Origin of the sequence: Aeromonas sp. R5-4 (assembly GCF_040908215.1) — a bacterium.
Lineage (GTDB): Bacteria > Pseudomonadota > Gammaproteobacteria > Enterobacterales > Aeromonadaceae > Aeromonas > Aeromonas veronii.
Window position 1 is genome coordinate 123,114 of record NZ_JBFODG010000036.1, and the last position, 16,291, is coordinate 139,404.

Annotated in this window: 15 protein-coding genes; 14 read left to right on the forward strand and 1 reads right to left on the reverse strand. The window is 57.8% G+C overall.

The genetic code is table 11. The annotated features are described in order from the left end of the window. Positions 1–681: 681 nt before the first annotated feature. From rppH to AB5Y83_RS20785, 8 genes are all read left to right on the forward strand, one after another. Positions 682–1,209, forward strand: a complete 528-nt coding sequence (rppH, locus tag AB5Y83_RS20750; protein ID WP_005340421.1) for an RNA pyrophosphohydrolase — start codon at positions 682–684, stop codon at positions 1,207–1,209. 14 nt (positions 1,210–1,223) lie between these two features. After that, a complete protein-coding gene (ptsP, locus tag AB5Y83_RS20755) occupies positions 1,224–3,503 on the forward strand; it encodes a phosphoenolpyruvate--protein phosphotransferase (RefSeq protein ID WP_005340422.1) in 2,280 nt (759 codons plus the stop codon). 67 nt (positions 3,504–3,570) lie between these two features. Continuing rightward, positions 3,571–4,395: a prolipoprotein diacylglyceryl transferase gene (gene lgt / locus AB5Y83_RS20760; RefSeq protein ID WP_031227775.1), complete on the forward strand. Its 825-nt coding sequence runs from the start codon at positions 3,571–3,573 to the stop codon at positions 4,393–4,395. Continuing rightward, positions 4,395–5,189 carry a thymidylate synthase gene (thyA, locus tag AB5Y83_RS20765; protein ID WP_021230959.1) on the forward strand — a complete coding sequence of 265 codons (795 nt, stop codon included), beginning with the start codon at positions 4,395–4,397 and terminating at the stop codon, positions 5,187–5,189. Before lgt ends, thyA begins: the two co-directional genes overlap by 1 nt. A 224-nt stretch (positions 5,190–5,413) precedes the next feature. Beyond that, the gene (gene nhaA / locus AB5Y83_RS20770) at positions 5,414–6,604 is read left to right on the forward strand and encodes a Na+/H+ antiporter NhaA (protein ID WP_064338810.1); all 1,191 of its coding nucleotides are present in this window, start codon (positions 5,414–5,416) and stop codon (positions 6,602–6,604) included. After that, positions 6,601–7,008 carry a hypothetical protein gene (locus AB5Y83_RS20775; RefSeq protein ID WP_019445581.1) on the forward strand — a complete coding sequence of 136 codons (408 nt, stop codon included), beginning with the start codon at positions 6,601–6,603 and terminating at the stop codon, positions 7,006–7,008. Before nhaA ends, AB5Y83_RS20775 begins: the two co-directional genes overlap by 4 nt. Beyond that, positions 6,995–7,927, forward strand: a complete 933-nt coding sequence (gene nhaR, locus AB5Y83_RS20780; protein ID WP_005340434.1) for a transcriptional activator NhaR — start codon at positions 6,995–6,997, stop codon at positions 7,925–7,927. The genes AB5Y83_RS20775 and nhaR overlap by 14 nt, the downstream gene beginning before the upstream one ends. Positions 7,928–7,978: 51 nt before the next feature. Next, positions 7,979–8,281 carry a metalloregulator ArsR/SmtB family transcription factor gene (locus AB5Y83_RS20785; RefSeq protein WP_013724128.1) on the forward strand — a complete coding sequence of 101 codons (303 nt, stop codon included), beginning with the start codon at positions 7,979–7,981 and terminating at the stop codon, positions 8,279–8,281. 49 nt (positions 8,282–8,330) lie between these two features. Here the strand turns inward: AB5Y83_RS20785 and rpsT are convergent, their stop codons facing one another. After that, positions 8,331–8,594 carry a 30S ribosomal protein S20 gene (rpsT, locus tag AB5Y83_RS20790; RefSeq protein ID WP_005308808.1) on the reverse strand — a complete coding sequence of 88 codons (264 nt, stop codon included), beginning with the start codon at positions 8,592–8,594 and terminating at the stop codon, positions 8,331–8,333. 191 nt (positions 8,595–8,785) lie between these two features. Here rpsT and murJ point away from each other — a divergent pair, with 191 nt between their 5' ends. The 6 genes from murJ to ispH all read left to right on the forward strand — a co-directional run bounded on the left by murJ (position 8,786) and on the right by ispH (position 16,241). After that, positions 8,786–10,348 (forward strand): murein biosynthesis integral membrane protein MurJ, encoded by a 1,563-nt coding sequence (murJ, locus tag AB5Y83_RS20795; protein WP_368175886.1) that lies wholly within the window; start codon positions 8,786–8,788, stop codon positions 10,346–10,348. A gap of 155 nt (positions 10,349–10,503) precedes the next feature. Further along, complete coding sequence (gene ribF / locus AB5Y83_RS20800) at positions 10,504–11,478, forward strand: bifunctional riboflavin kinase/FAD synthetase (protein ID WP_111901026.1); 975 nt, start codon at positions 10,504–10,506, stop codon at positions 11,476–11,478. Beyond that, the gene (gene ileS / locus AB5Y83_RS20805; RefSeq protein WP_368175887.1) at positions 11,478–14,360 is read left to right on the forward strand and encodes an isoleucine--tRNA ligase; all 2,883 of its coding nucleotides are present in this window, start codon (positions 11,478–11,480) and stop codon (positions 14,358–14,360) included. The genes ribF and ileS overlap by 1 nt, the downstream gene beginning before the upstream one ends. Continuing rightward, the gene (gene lspA / locus AB5Y83_RS20810; RefSeq protein WP_005340447.1) at positions 14,360–14,857 is read left to right on the forward strand and encodes a signal peptidase II; all 498 of its coding nucleotides are present in this window, start codon (positions 14,360–14,362) and stop codon (positions 14,855–14,857) included. Before ileS ends, lspA begins: the two co-directional genes overlap by 1 nt. Beyond that, entirely contained in the window at positions 14,854–15,306 is a 453-nt protein-coding gene (gene fkpB, locus AB5Y83_RS20815; RefSeq protein WP_005341354.1) for an FKBP-type peptidyl-prolyl cis-trans isomerase, read from the forward strand. The genes lspA and fkpB overlap by 4 nt, the downstream gene beginning before the upstream one ends. Continuing rightward, positions 15,306–16,241 carry a 4-hydroxy-3-methylbut-2-enyl diphosphate reductase gene (gene ispH, locus AB5Y83_RS20820; protein WP_076494544.1) on the forward strand — a complete coding sequence of 312 codons (936 nt, stop codon included), beginning with the start codon at positions 15,306–15,308 and terminating at the stop codon, positions 16,239–16,241. The genes fkpB and ispH overlap by 1 nt, the downstream gene beginning before the upstream one ends. The last annotated feature ends 50 nt before the right edge of the window (positions 16,242–16,291 follow it).

Consider the following 16,291-nt stretch of genomic DNA (forward strand, 5'->3'; position numbering starts at 1 on the left):
ATCGCTGTTTTTATAACCGATCCTGAGTGGATAAGATCAAATGCAGAGAATTTGGGGGCCATCAGCTCATCGTGATGATTTTAAAGGGTTTTGTCTGTTTTATCGAGCAGTAAGCCAGGTCTGGTTTGACCTCGAAATAGTTGTCCAAGGGTTTGTGCATGATGTTACACACAGTTATCCACAGAAATCTTGGATAAGTGGATGAAAGTGGTTGGAGTCGCTGATATGTTACAAAAAATTGTGAATGCCACCCCATTTTCACAGGGTAAACGGGGTAGATATTGTGCCACTCCTGTGGATAATTTCGCCGCGGTGGATCTTTGAGCAGTTGAACTTGTTCACAATCCGGATCATGGATCTGACTCTTGGGGGAACATGGATCTAGATCCAGTTGTTTTATCTCAAGCTTATAAAAAATAATGATTTTTTATATTTTGTGTCGCGTGGTGATACGGAGGGGCACTTTTCGCGTACAGTTAAAAAGTACTGTATATACCCGTTTGCTAACAGCTTTATGCACAGCCTGGGTGGGCAACTTGGGGGCGCGGATCCTTGGATTTGTTTATAAGTATGTTTGAAATTGAAAGTTATTCATGAAACAGGGGATTCACTCCTTGTTTGCTGCCACGGAGTGAATGTGGAACAATCTCCTTATAGATTCAGCCTTTATAAGGTGATCACGTGATTGATGGCGACGGATTTCGTCCCAATGTCGGTATCGTGATCTGTAACCGTGAAGGACAAGTGTTGTGGGCTAAACGCTATGGGCAGCACTCCTGGCAGTTTCCGCAGGGGGGGGTTGATGATGGTGAAACGCCAGAGCAGGCCATGTATCGAGAGCTGTATGAGGAGATTGGCCTCAAGCCCGAAGATGTGACCATCATGGCCACCAGTCGTAACTGGCTAAAATACCGTTTACCCAAACGTCTTGTCCGCTGGGACAGTTCACCGGTCTGTATTGGCCAAAAACAAAAATGGTTCCTGTTACAGCTGAATTCGGGCAAGGAGTCGCGGATCCAGTTCGGCTGTCATGGCCATCCCGAATTTGACGACTGGCGTTGGGTCAGCTTCTGGTACCCGGTGCGTCAGGTCGTCTCGTTCAAGCGGGAGGTTTATCGCCGGGTCATGAAAGAGTTTGCCCCGCTGGCGATGCCAGTGCCGGCAGTGCAGGTCAACAAGAAGGATGGGCGACGCAATCGCGCCCGTTAAGGAGCACAGATTAGTTGTTAACGGAACTGAGACGTATCGTCGAGAGCATGGCCGAGGCCAATACCCTCGAGCAGGCCTTGCAGGCATTGGTGAGCCAGACCCGGCACGCCATGGCAGTGGACTGCTGCTCCGTCTATGTCTCGGAACCCGAGGTGCGCCGCTATCGCTTGGCGGCTACCGACGGCTTGGCCCCGTCCGCAGTCGGCAAGGTGACTCTGCCCTACGAGCAGGGCATCGTCGGTCTGGTGGGTCAGCGAGAAGAACTGATCAACCTGGCTGATGCCCCCGCGCATCCCAGCTTCAAATTCCTGCCCGATGTTGCCGAAGAGGCGTTCCGCTCCTTCCTCGGCGCTCCCATCATGCACCAGCGTCAGGTGGTTGGCATTCTGGTGGTGCAGCAGAAGGAGAGTCGCCGCTTCGATGAGGGTGAAGAGTCCTTCATGGTCACCCTGGCGGCCCAGCTGGCGGCGCGGATCGCTCAGGCGCAAGCCAAGGGGTGGTTGCAGAAGACCGACTGGAGCAAGCCACTGCGTGGTATTGCCGGTGCCAGCGGCATCGCCATGGCCAAGGCCTGGGTGTGGCGGCCCCGCAAAGCGCTCTCGTCCATTACCCCGCGCAAGGATGAAGACCATGCCAGCCAGCTGGCGCGGCTGGAGCTGGCGGTTGAGGAGGTGCGGCACGACTTGGAGAGTCTGGCGCTGCGTTTTCGCGAGAGCTACAGCCAGGATTCGGTGGCGATTTTCGATATCTACCTCCATCTGCTGAACGATCCCGGCTACATCAAGCCGATTCGCAACAAGGTGAGCAAGGAGCACTGGACTGCGGTCTCTGCGGTCAAGCTCATCAGTGATCGCTTGATCGAGCAGTTCAAGGGGATGAAGGATCCCTACTTGCAGGAGCGCTCCACCGACGTGAAGGATATTGCCCAGCGGCTGATCAGCCGACTGGTGCAGAATGAACCGGAACATATCTCCATCGGCGAGCCGGTGGTGCTGGTCGCCGACGAGGTGACAGCCACCATTCTGGCGGAAGTGCCCCGCGAGTATCTGACCGGGGTGGTCTCGCTCAAGGGGGGAACCAACTCCCATGCGGCCATTCTGGCCCGCGCCATGGGGGTGGCCGCCATCATGGGGGTAGATCTGCCCCTTGGTGACATCGGTGGTCGCATGCTGGTCGTCGATGGCTACAGCGGCGATCTCTTCATCGAGCCCAATCAGGTGATCCTGACCGAGTATCGTCAGCTGCTGAGCGAAGAGCGGGCGCTCGATACCCTGGTGCGCAGCGTCGACAACCTGCCATCCGAGACGGCCGACGGCACCAAGGTCTCTCTGCTGCTCAACGCCGGGCTCAGTGCCGATACCGAGATCTCCCTCAATCAGCTGGCGGACGGGGTCGGTCTCTATCGCACCGAGATCCCCTTTATGCTGCAGGAGAGCTTCCCCTCCGAGTGGGAGCAGACTGCCCGCTATCGCGGCATTCTGGAGACCTACCGCAACCGGCCGGTCTGCATGCGGACGCTGGATGTGGGCGGCGACAAGCCGTTACCCTATTTCCCCATCGTCGAGGAAAATCCCTTCCTTGGCTGGCGGGGGATCCGGATCACCCTGGATCACCCCGAACTGTTTCTGGTGCAGCTCAAGGCGATGCTGAGGGCCAGTGAAGGGCTGGACAATCTGGCCATCATGCTGCCGATGATCAGCAGCGTCAGCGAAATCAAAGCCTCCCGTCGTCTGCTGGATCAGGCGTGGCGGGAAGTGTCGGAAGAGGCGGCGAGCCGCGATGCGGTGATCCGCTACCCCAGCCTTGGGGTGATGATCGAGGTGCCCTCAGCCCTCTTTATTTTGCCGGAGATGGCGCCGCTCATCGACTTCTGGTCTGTGGGCAGCAATGACCTTACCCAGTACCTGCTGGCGGTGGATCGCAACAACTCCCGGGTTGCCAACATCTACGATGCCTTCCATCCTGCGGTGATCCGCGCCCTGCAACAGCTGGTTGATGCTTCCCACCGTTACCAGAAGCCGGTGTCGGTGTGTGGCGAGCTGGCCGGTGATCCGGTTGGTGTGTTGCTGCTGCTGGCCATGGGCTATCGCCGCTTCAGTATGAACACCCACAACATCGCTCGGATCAAGTACGTGCTGCGTCAATCCACCCTGAGCGAGTTGACCGAACTGATGGCCGATGGCCTCAAACATGACAACCCCCACGTACTGCGGGGCCTGTTTGCCCGCTATCTGGAGGAGCATGGTTTGGGCGGTTTGCTGCGAGCCGGTCATAAATCGAAACAGAGTGATTGATAATCATGCCTTGTCCCTGCTGACGAATGATCGGAAAATGCGGCTTTTATTTTGACTGGGGCCGCATATGCAGCACGATGGATATTGGGTTTTCTCGCAGATTGATCCCGTAGCATTCAGTTTGGGACCACTATCGGTACGCTGGTATGGTCTCATGTACCTGTTCGGTTTCGCGTTTGCCATGTGGCTGGCTGGCCGTCGCGCCGATGCACCGAACAGCGGCTGGACCCGCAACGAGGTATCGGATCTGCTGTTCTACGGTTTCCTCGGGGTGATCCTCGGTGGCCGTGTCGGTTACGTACTGTTCTACAACTTCGATCTCTTCCTCGCGGATCCCACCTATCTGTTCAAGATCTGGACCGGCGGTATGTCGTTCCACGGTGGGTTGATCGGGGTGATCACCGCGATGATCTGGTTTGCCCACAAGACCAAGCGCCACTTCTTCACCGTGGCCGACTTTGTGGCACCGCTAATTCCGTTCGGTCTCGGCGTTGGCCGGATCGGCAACTTCCTCAACGGCGAGCTGTGGGGCCGGGTCACCGATGTGCCCTGGGCCATCATCTTCCCGGAGGCTGGCCCCGAGCCGCGTCATCCCTCCCAGCTCTACCAGTTCGCACTGGAAGGGGTGGTGCTGTTCATCATCCTCAACCTGTTCTGGCGCAAGAATCCGCCGCGCGGTGCCATCTCCGGCATGTTCCTGCTGTTCTACGGCCTGTTCCGCTTCCTGGTGGAGTTTGTGCGCCAACCGGACAGCCAGCTCGGTCTCTACTTCCAGGAGATCAGCATGGGCCAGATCCTCTCCACCCCGATGATTATCGCCGGTGCCCTGATGATCTGGGCCGCCTACAAGCGTCCGCAGCTGTTCGGTAATGCCGTGAAGGAGGCGAAATAATGCGAGCTTATCTCGACCTGATGCAGAAAATCCTCGATGAGGGGACCGTCAAGTCTGACCGTACCGGCACCGGTACTGTCTCCCTGTTCGGCCATCAGATGCGCTTCAATCTGGCGGAGGGGTTCCCGCTGGTGACCACCAAGAAGTGCCACCTGCGTTCCATCATTCACGAGCTGCTCTGGTTCCTCAATGGGGATACCAATACCGCTTATCTGAAGGAAAATGGCGTCAGCATCTGGGATGAGTGGGCCGACGAGAATGGCGATCTGGGGCCGGTTTACGGCGCGCAGTGGCGCTCCTGGCCTGCGGCCGACGGGTCTGTCATCGACCAGATCCAGAAGGCGGTGGATGACATCAAGCACAACTCGGATTCGCGCCGCATCATCGTCTCCGCCTGGAACGTGGGCGAGCTGGACAAGATGGCGCTGGCTCCCTGCCACGCCTTCTTCCAGTTCTATGTGGCGGACGGCAAGCTCTCCTGCCAGCTCTACCAGCGCAGTTGTGATGTGTTCCTCGGCCTGCCGTTCAACATCGCCAGCTACGCCCTGCTGACCCACATGATGGCCCAGCAGTGCAATCTGGAAGTGGGTGACTTTGTCTGGACTGGCGGTGATGTGCATCTCTACTCCAACCACATGGAGCAGACAGCTCTGCAGCTCTCCCGCGAGCCGCGCCCGCTGCCGACCCTGGTGATCAAGCGCAAACCTGACTCCATCTTCGATTACAAGTTCGAGGATTTCGAGATCGAGGGTTATGACCCCCATCCCGGCATCAAGGCGCCCGTCGCCATCTGATAGCAAGGCGCCTCAGGGCGCCTTTTTTTATGCAGTTAAATAATTGAAAATTCATTTTATTGATTAATAAAACGGTAGCCAGAGACGAGGAAAAACCTGCTTATAGCAGGTATGTTCTATTTTGCCTTCGGTTTTTTCGTTGTATTGAGCAGCAAGAAACGATTTTCCATTGGTTGTTGCAAGGGATAGACTCAAACCAAAGCAATACGGTGGAAAATTTAACCATGAGTGACGTAATCAAAAAGTTCCTGAAGCTGGAGGCCGCCTCCGGAATTATTCTGATCATGGCTGCCATGCTGGCAATGATTTTAGCCAATACCGCGCTGGCTGGCGGGTATCAGGCGTTTCTCGACACGCCGGTGCAGGTGCGCATCGCGGCTCTCGACATCAACAAGCCACTGCTGCTCTGGATCAACGATGGCTTTATGGCGATCTTCTTCCTGCTGGTTGGTCTGGAAGTGAAGCGTGAAATGCTGGAAGGGGCGCTCTCCTCTCGGGTGCAAGCGACTTTTCCGGCCATCGCGGCGGTGGGCGGCATGCTGGCTCCGGCCTTGATCTACGCCTTTTTCAACTATTCGGATGAAGTGGCGCGCGCTGGCTGGGCGATCCCGGCTGCGACCGACATCGCCTTTGCCCTCGGGGTGATGGCGCTGCTTGGCAAGCGGGTGCCGGTGAGCCTCAAGGTATTCCTGTTGGCGCTGGCCATCATGGATGACCTCGGCGTCATAATCATCATCGCACTCTTCTATACCCAGCAGTTGTCGCTGGAGGCGCTGGCCATCGGTATTCTGGCAACCCTCACTCTGCTTTGGATGAATCGTCGTGGTGAGGACAGGATCAGCCTTTACATGCTGGTTGGTCTGGTGCTCTGGGTTGCGGTGCTCAAGTCTGGTGTCCATGCGACGTTGGCCGGTGTGGTGGTGGGCTTTATGGTTCCGCTTAACGGCAAGCGTTACGCCTCGCCACTCAAGTATCTGGAGCATCAACTGCACCCCTGGAGTGCCTATCTGATCCTGCCTCTGTTTGCCTTTGCCAACGCAGGGGTATCGCTGGAAGGGATTGGTCTCTCCTCCCTGCTGAGTCCGGTACCCATGGGGATCATGCTGGGGCTGTTTATCGGCAAGCCGCTCGGGGTGTTCACCATCAGCTGGCTGTCGGTCAAGCTGGGCATCGCCCAGTTGCCGCCTGGGGTCAACTTCAAGCAGATTTTTGCGGTCAGCATCCTCTGTGGCATCGGGTTCACCATGTCGATGTTTATCGCGTCGCTCGCCTTCGAGCACGGTGGGCTGGATTACGGCAGCTACTCTCGCCTCGGGATCCTGGTGGGCTCCACCATGGCGGCGGTAGTCGGCTATCTGGCCTTGCGCATGGCCCTTCCCAAGGGTGAAGGGGAACAGAGTACGGAGGGACTATGAAGCTGCATACAGGGTTGTTGATGCTGTTGTTGAGCCCAGCGGCCTGGGCCGGCGGGCTGGAGGATTGCAAGCAGGACGCCGCTTCGGCGAACTGCTCTGCCTATCTGAACGGAGTGGTAGACAGTGCCCTGCTGCTGGGGGACAAGCAGGCCAAGGCGCGCTTTGGCGAGACCTTCTCCGAGCGGGCGCTAAGCAGCCGGGCTGGCGAGATGGTCAAGCGCTCCAACAAGCGTTATTGCGCTGACCGGATGCCGGACAAGGCACGCCTCAAGGCCAGTCTGATGGAGCAGTTTGGCGCGAACAAGGTTGACTCGGTTAGCGACATGTATGACATTCTGGCGGTTGAACTCAGCTGCTACCGGAGTCCGCGTCAAGCGGGAACCCCATCGGATGTCACACCTTAACTACAACCATCTCTACTATTTCTGGATGACTCAGAAGAAGGGCTCCGTTACCCAGGCAGCGGAAGCCCTTTTTTTGACCCCGCAAACCGTCACCGGTCAGATCAAGCTGCTGGAGCAGCGCCTCGGGGGCAAGCTGCTCAAACGCAAGGGGCGCTCTCTTGAGGCGACCGAGCTGGGCCAGCTGGTGTTTCGCTATGCCGACAAGATGTTCAGCCTCTCCTACGAGATGCTCGATATCGTCAACTACCGCAAGGAGAGCCAGATCCTGTTCGACGTCGGCATCGCCGATGCCCTCTCCAAGCGCCTTGCCAGCCGCGTGCTGCTCTCTGTCATCCCCAATGATGGTTCCATCCATCTGCGCTGTTTCGAATCGACCCACGAACTGCTGCTGGAGCAGCTGAGCGAACACAAGCTCGATATGATCCTCTCCGACTGCCCAGTGGACTCCAGCCAGCATGCGGGGCTGCTCTCCAAGCGGTTGGGCGGCTGTGGCGTCAGCTTCTTCTGCAAGGCGCCATTGCCCGAAAAGCCCTTTCCCGCCTGTCTGGAAGAGCGCAAGCTACTGATCCCCGGTCGCCGTACCGCCATGGGGCGTCAGCTGACCCAGTGGTTCGAGCAGCAGGGGGTTTCTCCCAGCATTCTTGGCGAGTTTGATGATGCCGCCTTGATGAAGGCGTTTGGCTTCTTCAATCAGGGCATCTTTATGGCTCCCACCATCTATCGGGAGGAGATCCTCGAGGGGGAGGGGGTGATGCTGATCGGGGAAACTCAGGATCTGATGGAGGAGTATTACGTCATCTTCGCCGAGCGGATGATCCAGCATCCGGCGGTGAAGCGGGTCTGTGAGAGCGATTTTACCTTTCTCTTTTCCGGCCAAGAGAACTTCTCCGCCATCCAGCCGGCCACCCTGTCGTTTTAAAACGACCCGTCACCACGTATCATCGGCGATCAGTGGTAGAGGAGAGATGTGATGCAACTTGAAGAGATGGAAGCCAATGCGAGTAAAGCGGTGGCCTTGCTCAAGGCGCTGGCCAACGAACGGCGGCTGTTTATTCTGTGCCAGTTGCTGGAGCGTGAACTGTCGGTGGGGGAGCTCAACGAGCGATTGGGATTGAGTCAGTCGGCCTTGTCACAGCATCTTGCGCTGTTGCGGCGGGATGAGCTGGTGACGACGCGCAAAGAGGCCCAGACGGTCTACTATTCGCTGCGCAGCCATGAGGTGCGTGAAATGATCAGTTTGCTGCATCGACTTTATTGCAGCGCAGATAAATAAAAAACCGGCACTAAGGCCGGTTTTTTCAGCTTTGATCAGCAGACGCTGATTAAGCCATAGCTTTGATCTGGGCAGACAGGCGGCTCTTGTGACGAGCAGCTTTGTTCTTGTGGATCAGGCCTTTGGTCGCCATACGATCCATGATCGGCTGAGCAACAGCGAAAGCGGCAGTCGCGGCAGCTTTGTCGCCAGAGGCGATAGCAGCAATGACTTTCTTCAGGTAGGTACGGGTCATGGAACGACGGCTGGCGTTGTGCTGACGGCGTTTTTCTGACTGAAGAGCGCGCTTCTTAGCAGATTTGATGTTAGCCAAGGTAAAACTCCTAAAACTGTCTTAGCGAGTGTATTGAAAAGGCCCGGAAATATGCCCTTCCAACCACATATTGTCAAATGATTTGTGCAAATAAACACCGCCTCCCGGTGGTGTGTCAGTAGGGAGACGGTTAAACTGTCGGCCGATTCTAGCAGCATTCTTTTCATTCTGACAGTTCCAGAGGCCTCGTCTTGAGTAAGAAATTGATCAAATCCGGCATGATAGTGTCCGGAATGACGTTGGCATCCCGCGTAATGGGCTTGGTTCGCGATGTGGTCATCGCAAATCTGCTCGGTGCCGGGGTGGCCGCCGACGTCTTCTTTTTTGCCAATCGCATTCCCAACTTTCTGCGTCGTCTGTTCGCCGAAGGTGCCTTCAACCAGGCCTTTGTTCCCGTGATGACGGAGTACAAGAAAAATGGCGACGAGGGGGAAGTGCGTGAATTGCTGGCGGCGGTAGCGGGCACGCTGGGGGGGATAGTGACTGTGGTCACCCTGCTCGGGGTGCTGGGGTCGGGTGTGCTGACCGCGCTGTTTGGCTGGGGCTGGTTCTGGGATTGGCTGAACGGCGGCCCCGCGGCCGAGAAGTTCGAACTCGCCAGTCTGATGCTCAAAATCACCTTCCCTTACCTCTGGTTTATCACTTTTACCGCCATGGCGGGAGCCATCCTCAACACCTTCGGCCGCTTTGCAGTCTCGTCGTTCACGCCGGTGTTTCTCAACATCACCATGATTGCGGCGGCCTGGTGGATTGCGCCGCTGATGGACAAACCTGAGATCTCGCTGGCGATTGGTGTCTTTTTGGGCGGTTTGGTGCAGTTTCTGTTCCAGTACCCCTTTTTGCGCCAAATCAACATGCTGGTATGGCCCAAGTGGGGATGGAATCACCCGGGGGTGGTGAAGATCCGCACCCTGATGATCCCCGCCCTGTTCGGGGTATCGGTCAGCCAGATCAACCTGCTGGTCAACACCATGCTGGCTTCTTTCCTGGCGACCGGTGCCATCAGTTATCTCTACTACTCGGATCGCCTGCTGGAGTTCCCCCTCGGGCTGTTTGCGGTAGCCATCAGTACCGTGATCCTGCCTGCGCTGGCTAAGAAGCATGTGGATGCCGATCCGGCCGACTTCTCCCGCACCATGGATTGGGGGGTGCGGATGGTGATGCTGCTCGGCCTGCCCGCCATGATAGGCATTGCGGTCATGCGCGAGCCGATTCTGCGGGTGCTGTTCATGCGCGGCGAGTTCGGCCTGCATGAAGTGAGCATGTCGAGTGCCAGTCTGTTGGCCTCCACTACCGGTCTGCTCTCCCTGATGCTGATCAAGGTGCTGGCACCCGGTTATTACGCCCGTCAGGACACCAAGACGCCGGTGCGGATCGGGGTGATGTCGATGATTGCCAACATGGCCTGCAACCTCATCTTCATCTACCCGCTCGGTTACGTGGGGTTGGCGCTCTCGACCGCCTGCTCGGGCACTCTGAATGCGGCTTTGCTGTTCAAGGGGTTGTACCAGCAGAGCGTCTATCGTCCCTCCCGCCATACCGGCGTGTTCTGCCTCAAGCTGCTGGTCGCCAGCGTGCTGATGGGGGGCGTGCTCGCCTATCTGTCGCCGGATCTGGCCCAGTGGGGCGCATGGAGCATGGGCAAGGCCAGTTTGCAGCTGACCATGCTGCTGTCGCTGGGGGCTGCGGTCTATGCCGTGGTGTTGCTGCTGCTGGGCATTCGGCCGCGTCACCTTAAATCGGGGCAGCAGTAGCCGTGATCCTGCTGCGCCATGGGGATAGTGCCCCATGGCGCCGCCAAGGGGCGGGATTGGGCCCGGATAGTTGAAATCAGGCTATGAGGGCTGACCCTGCCTGCTGCCTGATATATAATCCGCCGATTTCCATGGCAGCAACGCACAAGGCACTGATGGAGCTTATTCGCGGCATTCACAATCTCAAGCCCCGTCACCGGGGATGTGTATTAACCATTGGCAACTTTGATGGGGTTCATCAGGGTCACCATGCGGTATTGGCACGTCTCAAGGAGAAAGCGGCCCAGCTGGGATTGCCCGCCTGCGTCATGCTGTTTGAACCGCAGCCGCTGGAGCTGTTTGCCGGCACGGCGGCGCCCGCCCGGCTGAGCCGGTTGCGGGAAAAGTACGAAGCGCTGCAGGGGCTGGATATCGATCGCATGCTCTGCGTGCGCTTCAGCCACCGCTTCGCCGAGCAGGCGGCTTCGACCTTCATCGAGCAGTTGCTGGTGGAGAAGCTCGGGGTGCGCTATCTGGTGGTCGGCGATGATTTTCGCTTCGGCAAGGGGCGGGAAGGGGATTTCCACCTGCTGGAGGAGGCGGGCCATCGCTTCGGCTTCGAGGTGATCAGCACCCAGAGCTTCCAGCTCGAACGGCAGCGGGTCAGCAGCACCTTGGTGCGTGAAGCCCTTAAGGCGGGCCGGATGGCGGAGGTGGAGCTGATGCTTGGCCGCCCCTACACCATCAGCGGCCGGGTGGCCCACGGCGACAAGCTGGGGCGCACCATAGGTTTTCCCACTGCCAATCTGGCCCTCAAGCGTCAGGTGATCCCGGTCGGTGGCGTGTTTGCGGTGGAAGTGATATGTTCCGGCAAGACCTTCCCCGGTGTAGCCAATGTGGGTGTACGGCCGACCTTGAGCGGTACACAAGCCAGATTGGAAGTACATCTGTTTGATTTTTCTGGTGATCTATATGGTCAGCAGGTCAAGGTGCTGCTTCGCCACAAGCTGCGCGAAGAGCAGAAGTTTGCCTCTTTCACTGCCTTGAAAGAGCAGATCGAACGAGATGCCCTGGCGGCCCGAGCCTGGTTCGGGCTGCCACAATTCAATTTACCCAGCACTCTTTTAGAAAAGAAGGGAACCCAGGACTGATGAGCGACTATAAACACACCCTGAATCTTCCGGAAACCGAGTTTCCGATGCGTGGCGATCTGGCCAAGCGCGAACCCAACATGCTGAAACGTTGGTACGATCAGGATCTCTACGGCGCTATTCGCCGCGCCAAAGCGGGCAAGCCTTCTTTCATTCTGCATGATGGCCCCCCCTATGCGAACGGCAACATTCACATCGGTCACTCGGTCAACAAGATCCTCAAAGACATCATCATCAAGTCCAAGGGCCTCTCCGGTTTCGATTCCCCCTATGTGCCGGGTTGGGATTGCCACGGTCTGCCTATCGAACTGAAAGTGGAAGGCATGGTCGGCAAGCCGGGCGAGAAGGTTTCCGCTGCCGAATTCCGCGCCGAGTGCCGCAAATACGCCAAGACCCAGATCGAAGCGCAGAAGACCGACTTCATCCGTCTGGGGGTGCTGGGTGACTGGGAACACCCCTACCTGACCATGGATTTTGGCACCGAAGCCAACATCATCCGCTCCATGGCCAAGATCGTTGAAAACGGCCACTTGCACAAAGGCTCCAAGCCGGTGCACTGGTGTACCGATTGCGGCTCCGCGCTGGCTGAAGCCGAGGTTGAGTACTACGACAAAAACTCCCCCTCCATCGATGTGCGCTTCAAGGCCGTTGATGAGGCGACCGTTGCCGCCAAGTTTGACTGCGCCGAAGGCCACACCGGCAAGGGCCCGATCTCTGCGGTGATCTGGACCACCACTCCGTGGACCCTGCCAGCCAACCGCGCCATCGCCATGCACGCCGATCTGGATTACGCACTGGTGCAGGTTGAAGGTGAGCATCCCGAGCGTCTGATCCTGGCCGCCGAGCTGGTCAAGGATGTGATGGATCGCGCCGGTATCGAGAAGTTCCACAATCTGGGTTACGCCAAGGGCGCCGCGCTTGAGCTGCTGCGCTTCAACCACCCCTTCTACAGCTTCGACGTGCCGGTGGTACTGGGTGACCACGTCACCCTGGATGCCGGTACCGGTGCCGTTCACACCGCACCTGGCCACGGTCAGGAAGACTTCGTGGTCGGTCAGAAGTACGGTCTGGAAGTGGCCAACCCGGTTGGCAGCAACGGTGTTTACCTGCCGGATACCGAACTGTTTGCCGGTCAGCATGTGTTCAAGGCCAACGCCTCCGTGATCGAAGTGCTGACCGAGCGCGGCGCCCTGCTGCATCACAAGGTGTTCAACCACTCCTATCCGCACTGCTGGCGTCACAAGACCCCGATCATCTTCCGTGCTACTCCACAGTGGTTCATCAGCATGGAGCAAAAGGGTCTGCGCAAGCGCGCGCTGGAAGAGATCGAGCGCATCGAGAAGGACGGCATTGCCCAGCAAGGCCAGAGCGGCTGGGTACCGGCCTGGGGTAAAAACCGTATTCAGGCGATGGTCGAGAACCGTCCTGACTGGTGTATCTCCCGTCAGCGCACCTGGGGTGTGCCCATCTCCCTGTTCGTCCACAAAGAGACCCAGGAACTGCACCCGGAATCCGTGCGCCTGATGCACGAGGTCGCCAAGCGGGTCGAGCAGTCCGGCATTCAGGCATGGTGGGATCTCGACAAGGCCGAGCTGCTGGGTGCCGATGCCGACATGTACGACAAGGTGCCTGACACTCTGGACGTCTGGTTCGACTCCGGTTCTACCCACGCTTCCGTGGTTGATGCCCGTCCCGAGTTCAATGGCAAGCCGGCCGACATGTATCTGGAAGGTTCTGACCAGCACCGTGGCTGGTTCATGTCCTCCCTGATGATCGGTGTGGCCATGAAAGACAAGGCTCCCTACAACCAGGTGCTGACTCACGGCTTCACCGTGGATGGTCAGGGTCGCAAGATGTCCAAGTCCATCGGCAACGTGGTGAGCCCGCAGGACGTGATGAACAAGCTGGGTGCAGACATCCTGCGTCTGTGGGTAGCGAGCACTGACTACACCGGCGAGATGACCGTCTCCGACGAGATCCTCAAGCGCTCTGCCGATGCGTATCGCCGTATTCGCAACACCGCCCGCTTCCTGCTGGCCAACCTGAACGGCTTCAATCCGGCGACCGACATGGTGGCCCCTGCCGACATGGTGGTGGTGGATCGCTGGGCCGTGGGTCGTGCCAAAGCGGTACAGAAAGGGATCACAGAGGCGTTTGATGCCTACAACTTCCACGGTGTGACCCAATTGCTGATGCAGTTCTGCTCCATCGAGATGGGCTCCTTCTATCTGGACGTCATCAAGGACCGTCAGTACACCGCCAAGGCTGACAGCCTGGCCCGTCGCTCCTGCCAGACTGCGCTCTATCACATCGCCGAGGCCATGGTGCGCTGGATGGCGCCGATCATGAGCTTTACCGCTGACGAGATTTGGGCACTGCTGCCGGGTGATCGTGGCGAGTTCGTGTTTACTGAGGAGTGGTATCAGGGTTTATTTGGTTTGGCTGATGATGAGTTATTGGATAACCGTTTTTGGGATGACTTGTTGGCAGTTCGTGGTGAGGTGAATAAAGCACTCGAAACAGCTCGTAGCGAAAAGCTGATTGGTAGTTCTCTACAAGCTAGCCTGAAACTTTATGCTGAGGAGAGCTTGGCTAATAGGTTAAAACAGCTTGGGAATGAACTGCGCTTTGTCTTCTTGACATCGAAAGTGGAAATTCATGAGGTTTCGAACGTTGAGGATGAATCAGTCCCTGGAACACTGTTTGGTCTTCAGCCTCTGGATCTCGTATTCAGAGTTCAAGTGATGCCTTCTGAAGCCAAAAAGTGCGACCGCTGCTGGCACCATGTAGAGGACGTGGGCACTATCGCGGGTCACGAAGAGATCTGTGGGCGCTGCGTCACCAACGTTGAGGGTGACGGCGAAACTCGTCAATTTGCCTGATGAACATGACTCAACATAAAAGCGGCCTGCGTTGGCTGTGGCTGGCAGTGCTGGCCTTTGTACTGGACCAGGCGAGCAAGCTCGCCGTGGTCAAGTTGCTGCCATTTGGTTACCCGGGGGTGGAGATCACCCCCTTCTTCAACCTGGTTCACGTCTACAACAAGGGGGCCGCATTCAGCTTTCTGGCTGATCAGGGGGGCTGGCAGCGCTGGTTCTTCGCGGTGCTGGCTTTTGCCATCTGTGGATTGCTGATCCACTGGCTGCGCAAGCAGTCGGTGACCCAGCGTTGGAGCGGTATCGCCTATTCACTCATCATCGGCGGCGCCCTTGGCAACGTCTTTGATCGACTGGTGCTGGGCCATGTGGTCGATTTCCTCGACTTCTACTGGCAGCGTGCGCACTGGCCAGCATTCAATCTGGCCGACAGCTTTATCTTTATCGGGGCCGCCATGATTGTGCTGGACGGTTTCCGTGGTGAGAAAAAGGAGCAGGCATGAGCCAGCAGATCACCGCTAACAGCAGCGTGCTGTTCCACTTCTCCATCAAGCTGGAAGATGGCTCGGTTGCCGACAGCACGGCGCTGCACGGCAAACCTGCCCGCCTGCGGATGGGCGATGGCAGCCTGACCCCCACCTTCGAGCAGTGCCTGCTGGGGCTGAGCGAAGGGGAGAGCAAGAGTTTCACGCTGGCGCCGGAAGAGGCCTTTGGCCTCTCCAACCCCGATAACATCTACCATCTCGACCGTGCCAAATTTGGCGCCGATGTGGAGCCAAAAGTCGGCACCATCATCCTGTTCGATCAGCCCAATGGCAGCGAGCTGCCGGGCATCATCCGGGCGGTAGCCGGGATGTCGGTGACGGTCGATTTCAACCACCCGCTGGCCGGTCATACCGTCACCTTCGAGGTGGAGATCCTGGGCGTTGATGATGAGGAGAAGGTGCATTAATGGATATTCTGCTCGCTAACCCTCGCGGTTTTTGCGCCGGTGTTGATCGCGCCATCAGCATTGTCGAGAGCGCGCTGGAGAAGTTCGGTGCCCCCATCTATGTCCGCCACGAAGTGGTGCATAACCGCTATGTGGTGAACAAGTTGAAAGATGCGGGCGCTGTCTTCGTCGAGGAGCTGGACGAGGTGCCTGACGACAGCATCGTCATCTTTTCTGCTCACGGCGTGGCCAAGACAGTGCGCGAGATGGCCAAGTCCCGCGCCCTCAAGGTATTTGATGCCACCTGTCCGCTGGTGACCAAGGTTCACATGGAAGTCCATCGCGCCAGTCGCAAGGGCTCTGAAGCCGTGCTTATCGGTCATGCTGGCCACCCCGAGGTGATCGGCACCATGGGTCAGTACGAGAACCGTGAGGGTGGCATGTATCTGGTGGAGACGCCGGAAGATGTGGCCAAGCTCAAGGTGAAGAATCCGGATGACCTCTGCTTCGTCACCCAGACCACCCTGAGCGTGGATGAGACCTCTGACGTCATCGATGCGCTGCGCAAGCACTTCCCCAAGATCCAGGGGCCACGCAAGGATGATATCTGCTACGCCACCCAGAACCGTCAGGATGCGGTGCGGGAGATGGCAGGGCTGGTGGACGCCATGTTGGTGGTGGGGTCTCGCAACTCCTCCAACTCCAACCGGCTGCGCGAGCTGGCCGAGAAGGTGGGCGCCAGAGCCTATCTTATCGACGATGCGTCGATGATCGAGGCGAGCTGGTTGGAAGGGGTGAAGGCGATCGGCGTCACTGCAGGTGCATCAGCCCCCGAGGTGCTGGTGCAAAACGTGATTGCCCGCCTGCGGGAGCTGGGTGGCAAGGTGGTCGCCGAGCATCCTGGCCGTGAAGAGAACGTAGTCTTTGAGGTTCCTCCCGAACTTAGAATAATTTGAGTGCAGCCAGGAAGGCTTAAGAATAAAGTGTGTTGATAATGACGCCGGGT